Origin of the sequence: Streptomyces sp. NPDC005799, from assembly GCF_040630525.1 — a bacterium.
Taxonomy (GTDB): domain Bacteria; phylum Actinomycetota; class Actinomycetes; order Streptomycetales; family Streptomycetaceae; genus Streptomyces; species Streptomyces griseorubiginosus_B.
The window spans coordinates 141,513-163,629 of sequence record NZ_JBEXXQ010000004.1; the positions used below are offsets into that span (position 1 = coordinate 141,513).

Below are 22,117 nucleotides of genomic sequence, written 5' to 3' on the forward strand. Positions count from 1 at the left end.
GTCGAGTGAGGAATGGCCCGCGATGCCGCCTAGTTCCCCCCCGCCCAACCCTGCGTTCGCGTACACCGATCTGCTGCCCATGGGAGAGGACACCACCCCCTACCGGCTGGTGACCTCCGAGGGTGTCTCCACCTTCGAGGCCGACGGGCGGACGTTCCTCAAGGTGGAGCCGGAGGCGCTGCGCAAGCTCGCCGAGGAGGCCATCCACGACATCCAGCACTACCTGCGGCCCGCCCACCTCGCCCAGCTCCGCCGCATCATCGACGACCCCGAGGCGTCCGCCAACGACAAGTTCGTCGCGCTGGACCTGCTGAAGAACGCCAACATCGCGGCCGCGGGCGTGCTGCCGATGTGCCAGGACACCGGCACGGCGATCGTCATGGGCAAGCGCGGGCAGAACGTCCTCACGCGGGGCGGCGACGAGGAGGCCCTGAGCCAGGGCATCTACGACGCCTACACCCGGCTGAACCTGCGCTACTCGCAGATGGCCCCGCTGACCATGTGGGACGAGAAGAACACCGGCTCCAACCTCCCGGCCCAGATCGAGCTGTACGCGACCGACGGCGGCGCCTACAAGTTCCTGTTCATGGCGAAGGGCGGCGGCTCCGCCAACAAGTCGTTCCTGTACCAGGAGACCAAGGCCGTCCTGAACGAGGCCTCCATGATGAAGTTCCTGGAGGAGAAGATCCGTTCGCTGGGCACGGCCGCCTGTCCGCCGTACCACCTGGCGATCGTCGTCGGCGGTACGTCCGCCGAGTACGCGCTGAAGACCGCCAAGTACGCCTCCGCGCACTACCTGGACGAGATCCCGGCCGAGGGCTCCGAGCTCGGGCACGGCTTCCGGGACAAGGAGCTGGAGCAGAAGGTCTTCGAGCTGACGCAGAAGATCGGCATCGGCGCGCAGTTCGGCGGCAAGTACTTCTGCCACGACGTACGGGTCGTCCGGCTGCCGCGGCACGGTGCGTCCTGCCCGGTCGCCATCGCCGTCTCCTGCTCGGCCGACCGCCAGGCACTCGCCAAGATCACGCCCGAGGGCGTCTTCCTGGAGCAGCTGGAGACGGACCCGGCGCGCTTCCTGCCGGAGACGACCGACGAGCACCTCGACGAGTCCTCCGACGTCGTGAAGATCGACCTCAACCAGCCGATGGAGTCGATCCTCGCCGAACTCACCAAGTACCCGGTGAAGACCCGCCTCTCGCTCACCGGTCCGCTGGTCGTGGCCCGTGACATCGCGCACGCCAAGATCAAGGAACGCCTCGACGCCGGCGAGGAGATGCCGCAGTACCTGAAGGACCACCCGGTGTACTACGCGGGCCCGGCGAAGACCCCGGAGGGCTACGCCTCCGGTTCCTTCGGCCCGACGACCGCCGGCCGCATGGACTCCTACGTCGAGCAGTTCCAGGCCGCGGGCGGCTCCAAGGTGATGCTCGCCAAGGGCAACCGCAGCAAGCAGGTCACGGACGCCTGCGGCAGCCACGGCGGCTTCTACCTCGGCTCCATCGGCGGCCCGGCCGCCCGCCTCGCCCAGGACTGCATCAAGAAGGTCGAGGTCGTCGAGTACGAGGAGCTCGGCATGGAGGCGGTCTGGAAGATCGAGGTCGAGGATTTCCCGGCGTTCATCGTGGTGGACGACAAGGGCAACGACTTCTTCCAGGACCCGGCCCCGCAGCCGACGTTCACGTCGATCCCGGTGCGGGGACCGGGGCTGGCCTGATCTCCCGGACGGACGCCCGCCCCTGATTGCGGCAGGGGCGGGCGTCTTCGGTCACTTGGCGCAGAGGACCACGTTGACCGTGTCACCCGCCTTGACCGTCTTGGGGGTGTGCGGGCTGATGGCCAGCACCGAGCCCGGCTTGCAGCCCGTGACCGGGCGTTCGGTGACGGTGCCGAGCTTGGTCTGCGTCTTCAGCACGTACGACTTGAAGCCGTCCAGGGACCAGCCCGCGAAGTCGATCGGGAGGGTCTGGCCGTCGGAGAACTGGAACAGCATCGTGGCGGCGTCGTTCTTGGCGACCGTGCCGCTCACCGCGGGCCGAGCCCGGTGGCCGGTGCCGTCCGACATCGAGGCCAGGGCCGTGCCCCCGCCCGCGACGATCAGCGCGGTGGCGACCGCGGCGATGCCGACGGCCCGCCTGCGCCGGGTGCGGCGGACGATGCCGGGCGCGTCGAAGTCGGGCGCGTCGGCGCAGTTCGCGTAACGGTTCATGGCGTTCACCAGTTCCTCTTCGAAAGGTGCGCAGCCGGAGGGCCGCGCCTCGTGCGACGTCATCGGATTCCTCCCTGGGGCTGCCGTGGTGAAGGGTCGGAGAGTGCGGGGAACTGGCTTCTCAGCTTCTCGATCCCCCGGGCCAGCTGCGAGCGCACCGTGCTCGGGGAGATGTCTAGGTCGACCGCTATCTCGGCGTCGGAGAGGTCGTGGAAGTACCGCAGCACCACGACCGTCCGCATCCGCATGGGCAGTTGCTGCAGCGCGCGCACCAACTGGTCCCGGCTGTCGACCTGTCCGTACTCGTCCCCCGGCGCCACGCGGTCGGCGCTGTCCGGCACGGTCCTGCGGAACCTGCGCCAGCGGTCGTTGGCCAGGTTCACCATGATCCGCCGCACATAGGCGTCGGGGGCGTCCTTGGCCGAGATCGCGCGCCACTTCCGGCAGGCCCGCTCCAGGGTCTCCTGGACCAGGTCCTCGGCCGCGTCACGGTTTCCCGTGAGCACCAGGGCACCCCGGAACAGCGCGGCCGACCGAGCGGCGACGAAGGCGTCGAAGTCCGTCTCCACACGCTCCTCCCTTCCTGTCACCCGTCCCCGACGCGCACGCCCCCCGGTCTGCTGCACGGCCGTGGTGAGACGTGGGTCACAGCACCCGGGTGGCTCAGGGGCCGGAACATCCCCGCCCTCCCGACCGCTGTAGCGGACATGAGCGAATACCGGATCGAGCACGACTCCATGGGTGAGGTACGCGTCCCCGCCGAGGCCAAGTGGCGGGCCCAGACCCAGCGCGCCGTCGAGAACTTCCCCATCTCCGGCCAGCGCATCGAGCGCGCCCACATCGAGGCGCTCGCCCGGATCAAGGGCGCCGCCGCGAAGGTGAACGCGCGGCTCGGGGTGCTCGACAAGGACATCGCCGAGGCGATCCAGGAGGCGGCCGCGGAGGTCGCCCGGGGCGACTGGGACGAGCACTTCCCGATCGACGTCTTCCAGACGGGTTCGGGCACCTCGTCCAACATGAACACCAACGAGGTCGTCGCCACGCTGGCGAGCGAGCGGCTGGGCCGGGACGTCCACCCCAACGACCACGTCAACGCCTCGCAGTCGTCCAACGACGTCTTCCCCTCCTCCATCCACATCGCCGCGACCGCCGCCGTCACCCGGGACCTGATCCCGGCCCTGGAGCACCTGGCCGGCTCGCTGGAGCGCAAGTCGGAGGAGTTCGCGGACGTCGTGAAGTCGGGGCGGACGCATCTGATGGACGCCACGCCCGTGACGCTCGGTCAGGAGTTCGGCGGGTACGCGGCCCAGATCCGGTACGGCGTGGAGCGGCTGCGCGCCTCGCTCCCCCGGCTCGCCGAGCTGCCCCTGGGCGGCACCGCCGTCGGCACCGGCATCAACACCCCGCCCGGATTCTCCGCGGCCGTCATCGAGGAGGTCGCCCGGGTCACCGGGCTGCCGCTGACCGAGGCCCGCGACCACTTCGAGGCGCAGGGCGCGCGGGACGGCATCGTCGAGGCGAGCGGGCAGCTCAGGACCATCGCGGTCGGGCTGACGAAGATCGCCAACGATCTGCGCTGGATGTCGTCCGGCCCGCGCACCGGGCTCGCCGAGATCGCGCTGCCCGACCTCCAGCCCGGTTCCTCGATCATGCCGGGCAAGGTCAACCCGGTGATCCCGGAGGCGGTCCTCATGGTCGCCGCGCAGGTCATCGGGAACGACGCCACGGTCGCCACCGCGGGAGCGGCCGGCAACTTCGAGCTGAACGTCATGCTGCCGGTGATCGCGAAGAACATCCTGGAGTCGGTCCGGCTGCTGGCCAACGTCTCCCGGCTGCTCGCCGACCGCACCGTGGACGGCATCACCGCGAACCGGGAGCGGGCCCGCGAGTACGCCGAGTCGTCGCCGTCCGTGGTGACGCCGCTGAACAAGTACATCGGGTACGAGGAGGCCGCGAAGGTCGCCAAGAAGGCGCTGGCGGAGCGGAAGACCATCCGTCAGGTGGTGCTGGAGAGCGGGTACGTGGAGCGCGGCGACCTGACCGAACAGCAGCTCGACGAGGCGCTGGATGTCCTGCGGATGACGCGCCCGTAACCGATGGTCGCCGTGGCGAGAACCGTGACGCGCGCCGCAGCGTCGTATGCCTGCGGCACCTAATATCTGTGCATGACGGACGGTGGAGCGGTGAGTGCGGACGTGGCGGGCGGGTCGACGGGCTTCTGGGCCCCCGGGACACAGGTCCTGTGGCGCTACCGGGAGAACGCCGGCGACCGCGTCCACATCGCGCGTCCCGTCACCGTCGTCCGGGACGACGCCGAGCTGCTCGCCGTGTGGCTGGCGCCCGGCACCGAGTGCGTGAAACCAGTGCTCGCCGACGGCACGCCGGTGCACCAGGAGCCGCTGCGCTCGCGGTACACCAAACCCCGGACCGTCCAGCTCGACCGCTGGTTCGGCACGGGTGTGCTGAAGCTGGCCCGGCCCGGCGAGCCCTGGTCGGTGTGGCTGTTCTGGGAGCCCGGCTGGCGGTTCAAGAACTGGTACGTCAACCTTGAGACACCGCTGGAGCGTTGGGCCGGCGGAGTCGACTCCGAGGACCACTTCCTGGACATCTGTGTGTATCCCGATCGCAGTTGGGCCTGGCGCGACGAGGACGAGTTCGCGCAGGCCCGCCAGGACGGGCTGATGGACGATCACGTGGCCGAACAGGTACGCCGGGCGGGTCTGTCCGCGGTGGAGGTGATCCGCGCCTGGGGCCCGCCGTACAGCGACGGCTGGCAGCACTGGCGCCCGGATCCGTCCTGGGCTGTACCTTCGTTGCCGGAGGACTGGGACCGTACGCCCGCGCACGTGTCCACATGAGACCCTTGATGCGCCCCCGGTCCGCAACCGTAGGATCGTCCTCCGCAAAGTAGTCAGGGGTCGGTGCGCAGCACCGTCGTTGAGGGGCGGTGGTCGGGTGACGGGTGGGCGCGCAGTAGCAACGGGCGGAGCATGCGCTGGGCTTGACCGATCGTCACCGAGGGGCGGCAGGACGTGAGCGAGGGGTACGAGGGCAACACCGGAACGGGCCGTGAACGGTTCGCCGGTGACACAGGAACATCCTCTGACCACGCGGGAATTCCGTTCCGGGTGCATGTATTCCGGGTATCGGGATTTCGGCGGGACCAACCGCGCGTACGACGCGCAGCCCCGGACGGACGGATTCGACACGCGTGACGGAGCATCCGATCTCCTTCGAGCGCCCGCAGCCGGGCGCCGACCCCGCGGACGCCCGCGGGGCGCTCCTGCACACCCAGGCACCGGTGGCCACGCCCTCGGCTGCCTTACCCGCACAGGCACGCACCGGGGAGACACCGTCGACGCCGGGTACGGCCACGCCGTGCGGCAAGGGAAAGGAACCGGCCTCGCCCTCCGACATCAGCGGCCCCGAGCACTCCCAGCCCGCGGCCGTGGAACCCGACACCCATCGCCCGCGGCCCGTGCCGGAGTCCATCCCGGCCCAGCCGGGCACCGAACCGGACCGGCCGCAGGACGGCTCCGAGCGCCGTACCGGACAGGGGCTGCCGCCCGGGCGGCCCACGCCCATGCGGCGGGACGGGGACCGGCTCAGGTTCGTGGGCGCCGCGACCCGGCGGATCGCCCGGGGCATCGACCTGGACGAGATCGTCATGGGTCTGTGCCGGGCGACCGTACCGACGTTCTCCGACGCGATCCTGGTCTACCTGCGCGATCCGCTGCCGGTCGGCGACGAGCGCCCCACGGGCCCGCTGGTGCTGCGGCTGCGGCGCACCGACCGCATCCCGACCGAACGGGACACCGAGGGCTTCTCACCGGCGCTCCAGCCGGAGCCGGCCGAGCTGTCGGAGCTGGACACGCTGGGCGCCGAACTGTGCGAGGTGCGGCCCGGCAGCGCGCTCGCGGAGGTGCTGCGCGGGGTGCGGCCGGTCTTCACGGACGCGCCCGGGGCCCACGCCGCGCTGCCCGAACTGCTCGGCGATGGCGGCGAACTGGCCGTGCCCGGCGGCCAGCGCGCGATCCTCGCCCCGCTGCGGGGCCGACGCCGGGTGATCGGCGCCGCGCTGTTCCTGCGTCGCCCGGAGCGCATCCCCTTCGAGCCGGACGACCTGCTGGTCGCCGCCCAGCTGGCCACGCACAGCGCGCTGGGGATCGACAAGGCGGTGCTGTACGGCCGTGAGGCGTACATCGCCGACGAGCTGCAGCGCACGATGCTCCCGGAGACCCTCCCGCGCCCGACGGGCGTCCGGCTGGCGTCGCGCTATCTGCCGGCCGCGGAGACGGCACGGGTGGGCGGCGACTGGTACGACGCGATCCCCCTGCCGGGCAGCCGCGTCGCGCTCGTCGTCGGTGACGTCATGGGCCACTCCATGACGTCGGCGGCGATCATGGGCCAGCTGCGGACGACGGCCCAGACCCTCGCGGGACTGGACCTGCCCCCGCAGGAGGTCCTGCACCACCTCGACGAGCAGGCCCAGCGCCTCGGCACGGACCGCATGGCGACCTGCCTGTACGCCGTCTACGACCCCGTCTCGCACCGCATCACCATCGCCAACGCGGGCCATCCGCCGCCGGTGCTGCTGCATCTGGGCGGGCGGGCCGAGGTGCTGCGGGTGCCGCCGGGCGCGCCGATCGGCGTCGGCGGCGTCGACTTCGAGGCCGTGGAGCTGGACGCGCCGGCCGGGGCGACGCTGCTGCTGTACACCGACGGGCTGGTGGAGTCCCGGCTGCGGGACGTGTGGACCGGCATAGAGCAGCTGCGCGAGAAGCTCGCCGCGACCGCGGCGTTGACGGGGCCGGACCATCCGCCGCCGCTGGAGGCGCTGTGCGACGAGGTGCTGGACATGCTCGGGCCGGGCGACCGGGACGACGACATCGCCTTGCTCGCGGCCCGCTTCGACGGGATCGCGCCGAGTGACGTCGCGTACTGGTTCCTGGAGCCGGAGGACGCGGCCCCCGGCCGTGCCCGGCGCCTGGCCCGGCGGGCGCTGGCGCGCTGGGACATGGAGGACCTGAGCGACTCGGTCGAGCTGCTGGTGAGCGAGGTCGTCACGAACGCGGTGCGGTACGCCTCGCGTCCGGTCACGCTACGGCTGCTGCGGACCGACGTGCTGCGCTGCGAAGTGGGCGACGACGTGCCCCAGTTGCCGCGGTTGCGCCAGGCCCGCGCCACCGACGAGGGCGGCCGCGGCCTGTACCTCGTCAACCGGCTGGCGCGGCGGTGGGGTGCGACCCGGCTGAGTACGGGGAAGGTCGTCTGGTTCGAGCTGAATCGAAGCTGACGTGCGCTTCCCTTTCGTCGGGTCGATCATCCGGCGCCGTGTCATTGGGGGCTGATCCCGCACCGCAACGGTTGTCCCTCCAGCGCAGGCGGCACCGAGATCGATCGGGGGTTCCGATATCGACGTCTTCAAGTGAGGGCATACGGAAAAACCCCTGCTTGGCAGAGTTGACTTCAGGGCGAATGCGAACGAATCGGCGGGCGTCAACTGGTCACGTGACGCCCGCCGAGCAACATTGCGCTAGAACTTCGTGCTGCACAGCAGCGGGTAAAGGTCGCTGTCGAAGCGGACGCAGACCCGGTAGTAGTACGTCCCTCCGCCGAGCATGTTCGACCAGTCGGTCCCGCCCTCGTTCGGAGTCCGCACAGAGAGGGACTTCAAGAGCTTGCCGTCGCCGTTGTACTTCTCGATCGTGGCAGTCGAGTCGTAAACCGACGGGTCGGCATTGTTCTTGATGCGCACCCACCCCGCAACGCAGTCGGTGGACCAGCGAAGTTCCGCCACCCGACCGTTGTTGTTGATGGACCGCTCCGTAGTGGCAGGCGAGTCACAGCCGGTCGCCTTCGGCCCCTTGTTGTCGCAACCGGCACCGGAACAGCCCGCCGCGTATGAAGTACCAGCCAGCGGAATCATCGCAAAAGCAGTTGCGGCAACGGAAATGAGCGCGAGCTTGGTAGAAATTTTGCGCATGACGCATTTCCCCCTGGTTTGAAATTTCGCAGCCTGGTCAGGGCTGCCCATGGCGGCTGCCGTTCTTTCTGAGCTGCCGGAAAGGCAGCTTGACCCATACGCGTCAACCGGGTCAAGTGAATTAATGACGTCGAACTCGACCGAACCTCGGCCGAAAATCGTCCATCGTTCATCGACAGAACAGCAAAGGGCGCCCGGATTTCACCGGGCGCCCTCTCTTCGGCCGTCTACTGGCCGTTGTTCGGATTGAGCGGGTTGTCCAGCGGGGGCGACGGGGAGTTGGACGGGCTGTTGCTGGGAGAGTTCGACGGGCTGTTGCTGGGAGAGTTCGACGGCTTGTTGCTGGGAGAGTTCGACGGCGTGCTGCTGGGTGTGCTCGACGGCGTGTTGCTCGGCGTACTCGACGGCGTGTTGCTCGGGGTGCTCGACGGAGTGTCCGACGGCTGGACCGCAGCGCCCTGGGTGGTGTCCAGCTCGAACTTGCTGACGCCGCCCATCACCCCGAAGGTGTAGGCGGCCCAGATCCGGGCCGGGTAGCTGCCACCGTTGATACGGCCGCTCGGGCTTCCGGGGACATTGCCCGTGGCGCCCGTCATCGGGACCTGGGCGTGCGACTTGGGATCCTCGCCGAACAGGCCGACGGAGGTCACCAGGTCCGGCGTGTAGCCGGTGAACCAGGCCGACTTGTTCTTGTCGGACGTACCCGTCTTGCCCGCCACCTGCTGGCCGTCGCGCTCCGGGTTGCTGGCCACCGACGTCTTCGCCGTACCGTCGTCGACCACGCCCGTGAGCACCGAGGTCACCGTGTCGGCGGCCTCGGGCGTGACGACCTGCTCGCCGATCGGGTTCGGGAAGCTGACCGCCTGGTTCTTGCGCTCGGCCGACTTGATGATCGTCGGGGTGACCTTCTTGCCGTGGTTGTCGAGGGTGGCGTAGATGCCGGCCATCTCCATCGGGCTCGCGCCCATGGAGCCCAGCGTCTGCGCGGGAACCGCCTGCATGCCCTTGGTGTCCATGCCGAGCTTGCCGGCGACGGTCATCACCTCGTTCATGCCCACGTCGACGCCCATCTGCGCGAAGACCGAGTTGACGGAGTCGTTCATCGCCTTCTGGACGGTGATCTTCCCGTAGTTCTGCTTGTCCTCGTTGGGCGGGGCGAAGCCGACCTTGGTGCCGTTGTCGACCACCTGGCGGCCGCTCGTGCCGTCGTAGATCGTGTTCGCGTCGATGGCCCGGCCGTCCTGGGTCTTCGCGCCCTCGTTGAGGGCGGCGGCCAGGATGACCGGCTTGAAGGTGGAGGCGGGCTGGTAGTCCCTGCGCGTCGCGTTGTTCGTGTAGTGCTTGAAGTAGTCGACGCCACCGTACAGGGCGACGACCTTGCCCGTCTTGGGGTCGACCGAGACGGCACCGGCCTGGACGACGCCGTCGACCTTCCGCTTCTTCGCGTCGAGCTTGCCGGTCAGCTGCTGCTTGACCGACTGCTCCAGCGACTTCTGCTTCTTCTTGTCGATGTTCAGTGTGACGGTCCAGCCGCCCTGGGTGACCAGCGCCTCGGCGTCATTGAGGTTGGAGGCGGTGCCGTCGGCCACGAGCTGCCGCTCCAGCGCCGCGTTGGCCGCGTCCACCAGGTAACCGGTCTGCCCCTCCATGCCGGGCGCCGCCTTGGGCGCCTTCGGCACCGGGAACTTCAGGGCCTGGCGCTTGCTCGCGTCCAGCCAGTTCATCTTGACCATGTTGTCCAGGACGTAGTTCCACCGCGCCTGCGCCAGCTTCTTGCCGGTGTCGGTGGCGATCGCCCAGTCGTACTGGTTCGGCGCCTGGAGGAGCGCCGCGAGGTACGCGCCCTCCTGGACCGTCAGCTTCTGGGCGTCCTTGTGGTAGTACGCCTGCGCCGCGGCCTGGATGCCGTAGGCGCCCCGGCCGTAGTAGCTGGTGTTGATGTAGCCGGCGAGGATGTAGTCCTTGGACTTCTGGCGGTCCAGCTTCAGCGAGATGACCAGTTCCTTCAGCTTGCGCGTGACGGTCTGGTTCTGGGTCAGGTAGTAGTTCTTGACGTACTGCTGGGTGATCGTCGAACCGCCCTGCGCGCCCTTGCCGGAGAGCGTGTTGAGCAGGCCTCGGGCCGTGCCCCTCAGGTCGACGCCGGAGTCCTTGTAGAAGGTCTTGTTCTCGGCGGCGACGAAGGTGTGCTGGACCTCCTTGGGGACCTCGGCGAGGTCGACGGTCTCGCGGTTGAGCTTGCCGCTGCGGGTGAGGATCGAGCCGTCGCTGTACTTGTACACGTTGCTCTGCAGCGTGGCGTCGGCGTTCGCGGCCGGTATGGGGGTCATGACGTACAGCGCGACGAAGGCGCCCATGCCGAGCAGGCAGAGGGCGAAGATCGTGCCGACGATCTTCTTCCAGGTGAAGAGCCGGCGTATGAAGCTCCGGTCGTCCTTGCCCTTCCCCTTGCCCTTGGGCTTGCCCCGGCCCTTGGCCGCCTTGCGGGCCGCCGCCCGGCCGCCGATGACGGTGGGCTCCATCGTGTCCGTGCCGCCCGCCGGCGCCGCCGGTGCGGACGAGCGCGTAGGGGGCGCCGCGCGGCGGCCACCGCGCTGTCGCGCACGTCTCTCTTCCGCCCGTCCCATGAGTCCGATCCGCTCCGCTTCGGTCATGTGTGCTCACGAGTCACACAGGTTCGCCGCTCAGGTCAGCTCAGAAAGCTAACACCAGGAGATAGGGCAAAGGTCCGTCGATCCGGCCTTTCGCGGGCGTGACAATCAGCACCCGTCCCAAAGGAACCGACGGATCAGAGCGGTTCAGGGTTGCTCTGGAGGGGTAAAGTGTTATCACTTAGATAGAATCGAGCTAGGTAAGAATTCGGCCAATGGGATCGTGAGAGACGTACGAGACCGGGGGATCGTCCATGAACGGCGCACAGCATCGGCGGGGCGCTCGCCCTGCTGCTCGGGCTGGTCGGGCTGCTGATCGCCGCCGCGCTGTTCGTGGCCGCCTCGGCGAATCCCGGCTTCGCCGGCGGCCGCAGGACGGGCCGCGCGGGTGAACCCTCCCCCACTCTGGGCTTCGCTCGAGCAGGAGGTGCCCCCACCTTCGCGCACGAAGATTTCCACCCGTGTACGCACCCACGAAACCGCGGTGCTGAAGGTGACCGACGCCTACGGCAATCCGATCGAACTGGCCGCCGTGGTGGTCTGGAAGGTGCGGGACACCGCGCAGGCGACGTTCGAGGTCGACAACTACCTGGAGTTCGTCGCCACGCAGACCGAGGCGGCCGTACGGCACATCGCCATCGAGTACCCCTACGACGCGCACGAGGAAGGCGGGCTGTCGCCGCGCGGCAACGCCGAGGAGATCACCGAGAAGCTCGCCCTCGAACTGCACGCGCGCGTGGAGGCGGCCGGTGTGCGGATCATCGAGTCCCGGTTCACGCATCTCGCGTACGCTCCCGAGATCGCCTCGGCGATGCTCCAGCGGCAGCAGGCGGGAGCCGTCGTGGCGGCCCGGCGGCAGATCGTGGACGGGGCGGTCGGGATGGTCGAGGCGGCGCTCGCCCGGATCTCCGAGCAGGACATCGTGGAACAGGACGAGGAGCGCAAAGCGGCGATGGTGTCCAACCTGCTGGTGGTGCTGTGCGGGGACCGCGCGCCGCAGCCCGTACTCAACAGCGGGACCGTCTACCAGTGACGGAACCCGCCGAGAGCGCCACGCCCGGGCGCCGGCCGCAGCAGCGCAAGCAGATGCTGCTGCGGCTGGACCCGGCCGTCTACGAGGCGCTCGCCCGCTGGGCCGGCGACGAGCTGCGCTCCGCCAACGCCCAGATCGAGTTCCTGCTGCGCAGGGCGCTGAAGGAGGCGGGGCGCCTTCCCGGGGACGCGGGGCCCCTCCCCAGAAGGGGCCGGCCACCCGCGCCACCCCAGTGACGGACTTGTGACATTCGGCCCTCACCTGCGGGGCCGCACACCCCGCCATGATCTACACAGAGTGCGTATACATAGTGGGTATACACGCCGTGTACAGTCCTCGCCATGTCCATCGGTCACACCCTTCTGGGGCTCCTTGAGTCCGGGCCGCGTCACGGTTACGACCTGAAGCGGGCCTTCGACGAGAAGTTCGGTCACGACCGGCCGCTGCACTACGGCCAGGTCTACTCGACGATGTCCCGGCTGCTGAAGAACGGCCTCGTCGAGGTCGACGGCATCGAGGCGGGCGGCGGGCCCGAGCGCAAGCGGTACGCCATCACCGACGCCGGGGTCACCGACGTCGAGCGGTGGCTCGCGACGCCGGAGGCCCCCGAGCCGTACCTCCAGTCCACGCTCTACACCAAGGTCGTCCTCGCGCTGCTGACGCACCGCAACGCGGCCGACATCCTCGACACCCAGCGTGCCGAGCACCTGCGGATGATGCGCATCCTGACGGATCGGAAGAGGAAGGGCGACCTCGCCGACCAGCTCATCTGCGACCACGCCCTCTTCCATCTCGAGGCCGACCTGCGGTGGCTGGAGCTCACCGCGGCGCGTCTCGACAAGCTCGCCGAGGTGGTGGCCAAGTGACTCCCGCCGGTTCCCTGCTGATCGCCGACGACCTGCACAAGGCGTACGGTCCGACGGTCGCCCTCGACGGCGCCGAGTTCTCCATCCACCCGGGCGAGGTCGTCGCCGTGATGGGCCCCTCCGGGTCCGGCAAGTCGACGCTGCTGCACTGCCTCGCCGGGATCGTGCCGCCCGACTCGGGCTCCATCATCTACAACGGGCGCGAGATGGCGACCATGAGCGACGCCGAGCGCAGTGCGCTGCGGCGCTCGGAGTTCGGGTTCGTCTTCCAGTTCGGGCAGTTGGTGCCGGAACTGACCTGCGTCGAGAACGTCGCCCTCCCGCTCAGGCTGAACGGCACCTCCCGCAAGGAGGCCGAGCGGACCGCGCTGACCTGGATGGAGCGCCTCGAGGTCGACGACCTGCGCAAGAAGCGGCCCGGCGAGGTCTCCGGCGGTCAGGGGCAGCGGGTCGCCGTCGCCCGGGCGCTCGTCACCAGCCCGCGCGTGCTGTTCGCCGACGAGCCGACCGGCGCGCTCGACTCGCTCAACGGCGAGCGCGTGATGGACCTGCTGACGGATGCCGCGCGGTCCACCAACGCCGCCGTCGTGCTCGTCACGCACGAGGCGCGGGTGGCCGCCTACTCGGACCGCGAGATCGTCGTACGGGACGGCAAGTCCCGGGACATGGAGCGGGTCGTATGACACTGCGGGGGTGGGCCGGGGATCTGGCCATGGGGGTGCGGTTCGCCTTCGCGGGCGGCCGTGAGGGGTGGACGCGGGCCGTGCTGACGGCGGTCGGCGTCGGCCTCGGTGTCGCGTTGCTGCTGCTGACCACGGCGATACCGAGCGCGCTGTCCGCGCGGAACCACCGGGGCACCGACCGGGACGACTTCACGTACAGCGGGAAGGTGCTCCCGAAGGCGGACGACACGCTGATCATCGGCAAGGCCGAAACGACGTTCCGCAGCAAGGACGTACGGGGGCGGCTGCTGGAACCGGAGGGGACGCGGGCCCCGCTGCCGCCGGGAGTCGCCACGTTCCCGGCGAAGGGTGAGATGGTCGTCTCGCCCGCGCTGGAGAAGCTGCTGAAGTCCGATTCCGGCAGGCTTCTGCGGGACCGCCTGCCCTACCGGGTGGTCGGGACGATCGGACACTCCGGGATCATCGGGCCCGCCGAACTCGCCTACTACGCGGGCGCGACCGGGCTGGAGAACCATCTCGCCAGTGGCTCCGTCGAGCGGATCGACTACTTCGGTCCCTCGGCCCACCGTCAGCCGGAGCAGCTCGACCCGATCCTGCTGCTGCTCATCATGATCATCTTCGTGGTGCTGCTGCTGCCGGTCGGGGTGTTCATCGCGGCCGCCGTACGCTTCGGCGGCGAGCGGCGCGACCGCAGGCTCGCGGCGCTGCGGCTGGTCGGGGCGGACGGGCGGATGGCGCGCCGGGTCGCGGGAGGCGAGGCGCTCGCGGGGGCGCTGCTCGGTCTCGTGCTGGGCAGTGTCTTCTTCCTGGCCGGGCGGCAGGCGGCGGGGTCGCTGGTGGTGCGGGACATCAGTGTGTTCCCGAGCGACCTCAACCCCTCGCCCGCGCTCGTCGCGCTGGTCGCCATCGCCGTGCCGGCCGCGGCCGTGCTGGTGACGCTGTTCGCGCTGCGCGGAGTCGTCATCGAACCGCTCGGTGTGGTCCGTACGGCGAAGCCGCCGCGCAGGAGGCTGTGGTGGCGGCTGCTGCTGCCGCTGGGCGGACTCGCCCTGCTGTACCCGATGGTCGGACAGGGCAACCGCAACGGGGACTTCAACGAGTGGATGGTGATCAGCGGCACCGTGCTGCTGCTGATCGGCGTCACCGCACTGCTGCCGTGGGTCGTGGAGGCCGTGGTGAACCGGCTCGACGCCGGGTCCGTGTCCTGGCAACTGGCCGTCCGCAGACTGCAGTTGAGCAGCGGGTCAGCCGCCCGCATGGTCAACGGCATCGCGGTCGCGGTGGCCGGGGCGATCGCGCTTCAGATGCTGTTCTCGGGGGTGCAGCACGACTACGTCAAGTCGACCTCCGACGATCTGCGCCGTGCGCAGCTCCAGATCGACCTCCAGCGCGGTGTCGCGCCGGAGCGTCTACGCGCTCGGCTCGCCGACACCAAGGGCGTGCGCAGCGCGCTGGCCCTGGCCACGGGCTCGGTGGGCGACCGGGCGAAGGACCCGCAGAACTCGACCGAGGTGGCCGTCGGCAGCTGTGCCGAACTGCGCGAGGTGGCACGGCTGACGTCCTGCCGCGAGGGTGATGTCTTCCGGATCGGCGGCCGCGAGTACGACGACGCCGGGAAGTTCGCCAAGCCGGGCACCACCCTCTGGTTCGAGGGCTACTCCGACGCCAGTCACGTGTCGGTGAAGATGCCCGCCGGGATCAAGACGGCCGGGATGCGCGAGGACCCGACCGGTTACGCGCGCGGCGGCCTGCTGTTCACGTCGGCCGCACTGCCCCGGGCCGCGGTGGCCGAGCTGAGCCCGGAGGTGTTCATCGCGGTGGACTCCTCGGTGCCGGACGCCCGCGAGTACGCACGCAACACCGTCGCGCGGCTCGATCCGCTGGCCGATGTGTACGCCCTGACGGCCGGCAAGGTGGATCTGCAGTTCCGCTCCATCCGCACCGGCCTGTTCGTCGGCGCGACCTGCGTCCTGATGCTGATCGGCGCGAGTCTGCTGGTCTCCCAGCTGGAGCAGTTGCGGGAGCGCAAGAAGCTGCTGTCGTCGCTGGTCGCCTTCGGCACCCGGCGGCGCACGCTGAGCCTGTCGGTGCTCTGGCAGACGGCCATCCCCGTCTCGCTGGGGCTGGTACTGGCCTCGGTGGTCGGGCTGACCCTGGGCGCGGTGCTGCTGCGGATGACCGGCGAGAGCGTGACCGTGGACTGGGCGAGCGTGCTGTCCATGACGGGCATCGGCGCCGCGGTGGTCCTCGCGGTGACCGTGCTCAGTCTGCCGCCGCTGCTGCGGCTGATGCGCCCGGACGGCCTGCGCACCGAGTAGGCGCCTCCCGGCCGCCGGGCCCCTCCCCCTGCGACGGGGAGGGGCCCGGCCCGTTCACAGGCTGTAGCTCTGCACCACCCGTCGTACCTGCGCGAACAGCATCCCCACGTTGACCGACTTGCGGCAGACGACGACCGCGACGACGTCCTGCTGCTCGTTCATCCGCACGAACAGGTGGGTGAGGTTCTCGCTGTTGACGAGGATCTCCTGGAAGAAGTGGTTCTCGCTCGGCATCCCGCGGCGTTCCTTGAAGACGTCCTCGATCATCACCACCGTGCGTCCCTGGAACAGGTCGAGGGTGGCGCCCGCGAGCAGGTCCAGGACCTCCGGTGGGTGGTTGTCGACCGTCTCGTACGACAGCAGCATGCCGGTCGACATGTCGACGACACCCGAGGCCACACAGTCGGGCGCGTCCGTACGCAGTGATTTGACCAGGCCCATCACCTGGTCGGAGAAACCGGGGGTCATACGCTTCGTCGCCATCCCTTCAGACTCCTTCAGCCGTCTTGTTCATCAGGATCGAACCGATCCGGTCGAGCGCCGGCTGGGTCGCCCGGTGCAGCCGGTCGACGTCCAGGCCCTCGTCGCCGAGGACGACCATCAGGGCCGTGTCGCCGACGGCGTAGAAGGCGGCACAGCCGTGGCTGCCGTAGGTCACCGTCCGGCGCAGGGTGCCGCGGGCGGTCGCCTGGGCGGTGCGCCGGGCGAGGCCGAGACCGGCCGCGGCGAGCGCGGCGAGTCCCTCCGGGTCGATCGAGTCGGCGGTGTCGGCGGCGATGAGCAGCCCGTCGGACGCCGCGACCGCGGTATCGGTGATGCCGGTCACCTGCTCCCGCAGGCCGCGCATCTCGTGCGCCAGGGCTTCGTGATCCATGTAATCAACTCCCTTTTACTGCTGGGCATTCGTTCATCTGGGGCTGGTGTTCCTGAGGCGGAAGAAGCCGCCCGGGCGGCGGCGGGGCAGGTCGACGGGCGAGGGCTGCTCGGGCGGGGGCGGACTCGGCGGCGGCGGTGTGCGGTGCCGCAGGCCCTCGGGGGGTGTGTGCACCGGGATCGGGGTGGGCGCCGGCGCCCACTCCAAAAGCCCCTCGGCGAGCATGCGGGCCACCTCGACGGTGACGGTGTAGACCCCGCGCCCCGCGCGGAAGGCGAGGTCGCGGGAGGTACGGCGGCCATCGGCATGGGTGAGCAGGTCCCACCGCAGCTCACTGAACGGGCCGTCCACCTCCCCGACGGGCCGGGGGCGTTCGCGGTCCGGGTGGACGGGGTGGGGCATAGCGGCGAGCGCGGCGAGCTTGCGGGAGGCGTCCTGCAGCAGCCGGGAGGGCGGCTCGCCGACCGCGACCGGGGCGGGCGGTTCGAAACCGGGGGCGGCGTGCTCGCAGTCCTCCACCCGGCCCGCGACGATCGCGAACGCGGCGTCCCGCAGGGCCATCGTGCACACCACCCTGAGCTGGGCGGCCCCGGCGAACCCGTGCGCGATCAGCCCCGTGCCCGGCCAGCGCGCTCCCCCGGCCTCCCGCACCAGCGCGGCCCACTGCTCCCCGCTCACCCGCCCCGAGCGCAACAGCAGCGCCTCAGCGCCGGGTGCCCCCGGCGACTCGACGGAGACGACGAGACCGCCCCGCAGATGGAACACCCCGCCCGGTGTCCCGGCCACCCGCAGCTCCCCCGTGAGCCCCTCCCGCCCGCATGCGGCCAGGGACCGCGCCAGCAGCTCGTAGCCCGACATCACGCCCCTCGCCCTGCCGCAGGTCGCACATACGCCTGACGCGTAGCGCTGAGGGGGGAATGTGTATCAGTCCGCGCGCATATTCCGGCCGGAGATTTCCGACCTGTCCCCGGATGGCGGAAGTTGAGCCCGGGGGCCGCGCAAATAGCTTTGTTCGGCGCGCATTTGATCGAACGTCGGGGGTGTTTCGAACGCCGGTCACGGCGCCCCAGAAGCGGGCCGAACGACCTCTCCGGTGTCGGCGGACGGGTTGGCCGGCACCCGGTCGGGGCCCGACGGGAACGGCGACGCGGGGGACTGGCGCGGGACGGCGGGAGCAGCGGCGCACAGGGGTTCTTGGCGCAGGACGGCACCTCGTCCGTCCCGGACGGGCGCGGCCCCGCTCACTCCCCGCTCACTCCTCCCGGGCGGGCTCCCCTGTGTCGTCGGCGGCACCCGGGGCCGCCCCCACGAACTCCCCCTCGGTCCGAACCGCCGCGTCCTCGATCACCGGCCCGGCATCGGCGGGTTCACCGGCGTCAGTACCGGCGGCCGCCTGGCGCTCCGCGTCGTACGCCCGCAGGTACCCCACCACCGTGTTCGTCACCGCCACCAGCGGTACGGCGACCACCGCGCCACCGATGCCCGCCACCATGCCGCCCGCGGCGACCGTCAGGACCACCGCGAGGGGGTGGACGCGGACCGCGCGGCCGAGGATGAAGGGCTGCAGGATGTGGCCCTCGATCTGCTGGACGGCGAGGACCACGACCAGCGTCATCACCGCGGTGAACACGCCCTGCGTGACCAGCGCGACGACCACCGCGAGCGCGCCGGAGGCCACCGCGCCGACGAGCGGGATGAAGGAGAACAGGAAGATGAACACGGCCAGCGGCACGGCCATGGGGACGTCGAGGAAGTAGATGCCGATGCCGATGAAGATGGCGTCGATGAGGGCCACCAGGACCGTGCCGCGGACGTAGGCGGTCAGCGTCCGCCAGGCGCGCGGGCCGGCGCCGGCCACGGCGGGCCGGGCCGCCGCGGGGACCAGCTTCAGTGACCACTCCCAGATGCGCCGGCCGTCGTAGAGCAGGAACAGCGTCGAGAAGAACGTCAGCAGGATTCCGGTGAGCGCCTCTACGACGACCTGGACGCCCTCGAGCCCGAAGGAGGTGATCTGGTCGCTGTTGGCGCCGACCGCCTCCCGCAGGTTCTTGGCGATCTGGTTGATCTGCTTGTCGGTGACGTGGAAGGGGCTCTTCAGCAACCAGTTGCGCAGATCGTCGATGCCGTTCTGGATCTGGTCGGAGAGGTTGTCGATGTTCTCCATGACCTGCCAGGTCACGAACCAGCCCAGCAGTCCCAGGATGACGAAGCCGAAGATCGCGGTGAGGGCGGTGGCGGGCCCGCGCGGGACGCCGTGCCGCTTCAGGCGGGCCACCGTCGGCTGCAGCAGCGCCGTGATGAGCAGCGCGATGACGAACGCGAAGACGACGAGCTGTACGGCGCTGATGACCCGCATCAGCACCCAGACGGTGCCCGCGAGCACCAGCAGCCGCCAGCCGGCCTCGGCGGCCACCCGGACACCCCAGGGCACGGCCTGGGCGGGGTCGGGGCGGGCGGGGGCCTGGTGGACCTCGATGACGTGATCGACGTGGTCGACGTGATCGTTCCGGTCGCCGGAGCGCGCGGGCTGTTTCTCGGTGCGGGCGGCCCGGTCCGACCTGCGGGGCGGGGGGCCGATCTCGGCCTCCTCCCGCTCCACCTCGGCGCGGCGCTCGTCCAGCCGCTCGCTCACCTCGGTGAGACCGGCGCCGAGCCGACCGAGCCACCCTGGCACTCGCGACATGATCCGTCCTCTTCCCCCGCGTACCCGGGTGCTGGCCACCACTCCCCCCTGGAGTCATTCGCGTCCGACCGTACAGGGCGACAGCCCCTCCCCCTAGGACGGGGAGGGGCTGTCGAAGGTTGAGAGCGGGGCGCGGGACCCCGACGGCTCAGTACCAGTGGTTGGCCGCCCAGAAGGACTGCGCCGCGCACGGACTGCCGTAGCGGCTGTTCATGTAGTTCAGGCCCCACTTGATCTGCGTGGCCGGGTTGGTCTGCCAGTCGGAGCCCGCCGAGGAGTACTTCGAGGCGGGCAGGGCCTGGAAGAGACCGTAGGCGCCGGAGGAGGCGTTGACCGCGTGGTAGTTCCAGCTGGACTCGTGGTCCACGATGTAGCTGAAGCACTGGAACTGGCCGGCCGGCACCATCTGACGGGCCATCGACTGGATCTCGGCGATGCTGTACGAGCTCTGGACCGGGAAGTCGGCGCTGCTGCGGCTCGCCGCGGACTTGGCCTGGGCGCGCTCCTTGGCCTCCTTCGCCGCCTTCTCGGCGGCGGCCTTCTTGGCCACGGCGGTGTCGGCGGCGGCCTTGCGGGCGGCCGCCTCGGCGTCCTTCTTGGCGCTCGCGTCCGCCTGGATGGCCTGGGCGTCGGCCTGCTGCGTCAGGGACGCGGTCTGCACCTGGGCCTGCTGGCCCGCGGGTATGTCCGCGAGCAGCGTGGTGTCGGCTGCCGTCGCCTCGGCGTCGTTGTTCTGCGCGACGCTGCCCGAGGCAACGCCCACGACACTTCCGACGGCGGTGACCGCGGTGGCCGAGGCCACTGCGAATCCCCGGACCGAAATCCGGCTCACACGGTTTCCTTCCAGCATCGCCCGCTTCGGTGACCCTGGCGGACGCAATCGTGCCCCTAGACGCTGGCCTCCCAACTGCGGGGTCACGGGAGGCACGGGCCCGGTGGGCAACTCCCGTGCGGGGAGCGCCGCGTGGTGCTCGGGCGGCATACGACGACCGGTATGGAGTTGACGGGTGGTGCTTCTGTGGCGCCGTACCGCTGGGGGTACAGCTGTGTCGTATGCGGGGCCTGACAGGAGTGAGACTCTGCCGTACGCGGACGCCGGGTGGCAATTCCGAGTTGCGTGTGAAAGCTCACATCCGGTTTGGCCCTGGGGATTTCGCGAAACCGCCACACATGAAAGCGCCGCCCCACTAGGCTCACAGCCTTTGCGGGACGGCGCCAACTGGTGCGCTATCGGTCAGATTTGCCCGTCTTCCAGCATTTCGGTCACGAGAGCGGCGATCTGGGACCTCTCGGACCTCGTCAGGGTGACATGGGCGAAGAGCGGGTGCCCCTTCAGCTTCTCCACGACGGCGACGACACCGTCGTAGCGGCCTACGCGAAGATTGTCCCGCTGTGCCACGTCATGGGTGAGTACCACCCGTGAATTGGCGCCGATCCGGGAGAGAACGGTCAGCAGGACGTTCCGTTCCAGCGACTGCGCCTCGTCCACGATCACGAACGCGTCGTGCAGTGAACGGCCGCGGATGTGGGTGAGCGGCAGGACCTCGAGCATCCCGCGCGCGGTGACCTCCTCGATGACCTCGCGGCTGGTGACCGCGGACAGCGTGTCGAAGACCGCCTGCGCCCAGGGGCTCATCTTCTCGGCCTCGGAGCCCGGCAGATAGCCCAGCTCCTGCCCGCCCACCGCGTACAGCGGACGGAAGACCATCACCTTCTGGTGCTGGCGGCGCTCCAGGACCGCCTCCAGCCCCGCGCACAGCGCGAGCGCCGACTTGCCCGTGCCGGCCCGGCCGCCCATCGAGACGATCCCGACGTCCGGGTCGAGCAGAAGGTCGAGCGCGATCCGCTGCTCGGCGCTGCGGCCCTTGATGCCGAACGCCTCCCGGTCGCCACGCACCAGGCGGACGTTGCCCTCCGCCGTGACCCGGCCGAGCGCCTTGCCGCGCTCGGAGTGGATGGTCAGGCCGGTATGCACGGGCAGGTCGGACACCTCGGGGACATGGACGTGCCCCTCCTCGAAGAGGATGTCCACCTGCTCGGCGGGCAGGGTCAGCTCGGACATCCCGGTCCAGCCGGAGGAGTCCGTGATGGCGAGTTCCGCGCGGTACTCCTCGGCGAGGAGGCCTACGGACGACGCCTTGATCCGCAGCGGCAGGTCCTTCGACACGACGGTGACGTCGAAACCCTCGGCCTGCAGATTGCGGGCGACCGCGAGAATGCGGGAGTCGTTGTCCCCCAGGCGGTAGCCGGTCGGCAGAACGCTGGGGTCCGAGTGGTTGAGCTCGACACGGACGGTCCCGCCCAGCTCCCCGATCGGGATGGGGGCGTCGAGGCGGCCGAACTTCACCCGGAACTCGTCGAGCAGACGCAGGGCCTGCCGGGCGAAGTAACCGAGCTCGGGATGGTGCCGCTTCGCCTCCAGCTCCGTGACCACGACGATGGGGAGCACGACCTCGTGCTCGTCGAAGCGGCTCAGGGCGTTCGGGTCGGCCAGCAGGACGCTGGTGTCGAGAACATAGGTGCGCCGGTCTGGCTTGTGGCGCTTTGTGCTGGTCACCACGGAAGGACGTACCCCCTCGGATGAGGTCGGGGAGCGACGGAGTGGAGCTGGACCGGTCGACGGCCGCGATGCACGGGCCGAGAACCGGCCCTCCGCCTTGTCTTCCGCGCTGGAACCGCACGGTCGGGCTGGTGCAAAGGGCCTCCCGGGCGGACGGCCCCGTGCCGCCCGCTGAGATCCGACACCCGTGGTTCGGGTGTCGACCTGACTGGCTTATGCCCTCGAACATGCGTCACCATGCCGACACGAATGACGGC

General features: G+C 70.0%; 18 protein-coding genes and 1 pseudogene. 9 read left to right on the forward strand and 10 right to left on the reverse strand.

Features of this window, described 5'->3' with window-relative positions:
* Positions 1–22 precede the first annotated feature (22 nt).
* The gene (locus ABZ453_RS06010; RefSeq protein WP_359011971.1) at positions 23–1,714 is read left to right on the forward strand and encodes a fumarate hydratase; all 1,692 of its coding nucleotides are present in this window, start codon (positions 23–25) and stop codon (positions 1,712–1,714) included.
* Between the two features lie 51 nt (positions 1,715–1,765).
* Here the strand turns inward: ABZ453_RS06010 and ABZ453_RS06015 are convergent, their stop codons facing one another.
* Together ABZ453_RS06015 and ABZ453_RS06020 are read right to left on the reverse strand one after the other, a co-directional pair.
* A complete protein-coding gene (locus tag ABZ453_RS06015; protein ID WP_359011973.1) occupies positions 1,766–2,269 on the reverse strand; it encodes a hypothetical protein in 504 nt (167 codons plus the stop codon).
* Complete coding sequence (locus ABZ453_RS06020) at positions 2,266–2,775, reverse strand: SigE family RNA polymerase sigma factor (protein WP_359011975.1); 510 nt, start codon at positions 2,773–2,775, stop codon at positions 2,266–2,268. The genes ABZ453_RS06015 and ABZ453_RS06020 overlap by 4 nt, the downstream gene beginning before the upstream one ends.
* A 138-nt stretch (positions 2,776–2,913) precedes the next feature.
* Here ABZ453_RS06020 and ABZ453_RS06025 point away from each other — a divergent pair, with 138 nt between their 5' ends.
* From ABZ453_RS06025 to ABZ453_RS06035, 3 genes are all read left to right on the forward strand, one after another.
* Positions 2,914–4,299: a class II fumarate hydratase gene (locus ABZ453_RS06025; RefSeq protein ID WP_359011977.1), complete on the forward strand. Its 1,386-nt coding sequence runs from the start codon at positions 2,914–2,916 to the stop codon at positions 4,297–4,299.
* A 72-nt stretch (positions 4,300–4,371) separates the two neighbouring features.
* Positions 4,372–5,064, forward strand: a complete 693-nt coding sequence (locus ABZ453_RS06030) for a DUF402 domain-containing protein (protein ID WP_359011979.1) — start codon at positions 4,372–4,374, stop codon at positions 5,062–5,064.
* A gap of 353 nt (positions 5,065–5,417) precedes the next feature.
* Positions 5,418–7,502 carry a SpoIIE family protein phosphatase gene (locus ABZ453_RS06035; RefSeq protein ID WP_359011981.1) on the forward strand — a complete coding sequence of 695 codons (2,085 nt, stop codon included), beginning with the start codon at positions 5,418–5,420 and terminating at the stop codon, positions 7,500–7,502.
* Between the two features lie 240 nt (positions 7,503–7,742).
* On the opposite strand, the gene ABZ453_RS06040 is transcribed toward ABZ453_RS06035, so the two are convergent.
* Together ABZ453_RS06040 and ABZ453_RS06045 are read right to left on the reverse strand one after the other, a co-directional pair.
* Entirely contained in the window at positions 7,743–8,243 is a 501-nt protein-coding gene (locus ABZ453_RS06040; RefSeq protein WP_359011983.1) for a DUF2690 domain-containing protein, read from the reverse strand.
* A 176-nt stretch (positions 8,244–8,419) separates the two neighbouring features.
* Complete coding sequence (locus ABZ453_RS06045; protein WP_359012197.1) at positions 8,420–10,819, reverse strand: transglycosylase domain-containing protein; 2,400 nt, start codon at positions 10,817–10,819, stop codon at positions 8,420–8,422.
* 285 nt (positions 10,820–11,104) lie between these two features.
* Here ABZ453_RS06045 and ABZ453_RS06050 point away from each other — a divergent pair.
* The 5 genes and pseudogenes from ABZ453_RS06050 to ABZ453_RS06070 all read left to right on the forward strand — a co-directional run.
* Positions 11,105–11,876 (forward strand): annotated as a pseudogene (locus ABZ453_RS06050) (SPFH domain-containing protein); the annotation flags it as partial.
* Positions 11,873–12,112 (forward strand): hypothetical protein, encoded by a 240-nt coding sequence (locus ABZ453_RS06055; RefSeq protein WP_359011985.1) that lies wholly within the window; start codon positions 11,873–11,875, stop codon positions 12,110–12,112. The pseudogene ABZ453_RS06050 and the gene ABZ453_RS06055, both read left to right, overlap by 4 nt.
* 105 nt (positions 12,113–12,217) lie before the next feature.
* Positions 12,218–12,742, forward strand: a complete 525-nt coding sequence (locus tag ABZ453_RS06060; RefSeq protein WP_359011987.1) for a PadR family transcriptional regulator — start codon at positions 12,218–12,220, stop codon at positions 12,740–12,742.
* A complete protein-coding gene (locus ABZ453_RS06065; RefSeq protein WP_356762186.1) occupies positions 12,739–13,425 on the forward strand; it encodes an ABC transporter ATP-binding protein in 687 nt (228 codons plus the stop codon). The genes ABZ453_RS06060 and ABZ453_RS06065 overlap by 4 nt, the downstream gene beginning before the upstream one ends.
* Positions 13,422–15,743: an ABC transporter permease gene (locus ABZ453_RS06070; RefSeq protein WP_359011990.1), complete on the forward strand. Its 2,322-nt coding sequence runs from the start codon at positions 13,422–13,424 to the stop codon at positions 15,741–15,743. The genes ABZ453_RS06065 and ABZ453_RS06070 overlap by 4 nt, the downstream gene beginning before the upstream one ends.
* Positions 15,744–15,797: 54 nt before the next feature.
* On the opposite strand, the gene ABZ453_RS06075 is transcribed toward ABZ453_RS06070, so the two are convergent.
* The 6 genes from ABZ453_RS06075 to ABZ453_RS06100 form a co-directional block, all read right to left on the reverse strand.
* Complete coding sequence (locus ABZ453_RS06075; protein ID WP_356762188.1) at positions 15,798–16,226, reverse strand: hypothetical protein; 429 nt, start codon at positions 16,224–16,226, stop codon at positions 15,798–15,800.
* Between the two features lie 4 nt (positions 16,227–16,230).
* Positions 16,231–16,617 (reverse strand): roadblock/LC7 domain-containing protein, encoded by a 387-nt coding sequence (locus ABZ453_RS06080; protein ID WP_207929805.1) that lies wholly within the window; start codon positions 16,615–16,617, stop codon positions 16,231–16,233.
* Positions 16,618–16,650: 33 nt separating this feature from the next.
* A complete protein-coding gene (locus ABZ453_RS06085; RefSeq protein ID WP_359011992.1) occupies positions 16,651–17,475 on the reverse strand; it encodes a MarR family transcriptional regulator in 825 nt (274 codons plus the stop codon).
* Positions 17,476–17,869: 394 nt separating this feature from the next.
* Positions 17,870–19,300 (reverse strand): AI-2E family transporter, encoded by a 1,431-nt coding sequence (locus tag ABZ453_RS06090; protein WP_359011994.1) that lies wholly within the window; start codon positions 19,298–19,300, stop codon positions 17,870–17,872.
* Between the two features lie 148 nt (positions 19,301–19,448).
* On the reverse strand, positions 19,449–20,132 hold the full coding sequence (locus ABZ453_RS06095; RefSeq protein ID WP_359011996.1) for a transglycosylase SLT domain-containing protein: 684 nt from the start codon (positions 20,130–20,132) through the stop codon (positions 19,449–19,451).
* Between the two features lie 402 nt (positions 20,133–20,534).
* Positions 20,535–21,860 carry a PhoH family protein gene (locus ABZ453_RS06100; protein WP_359011998.1) on the reverse strand — a complete coding sequence of 442 codons (1,326 nt, stop codon included), beginning with the start codon at positions 21,858–21,860 and terminating at the stop codon, positions 20,535–20,537.
* Between the last annotated feature and the right edge of the window lie 257 nt (positions 21,861–22,117).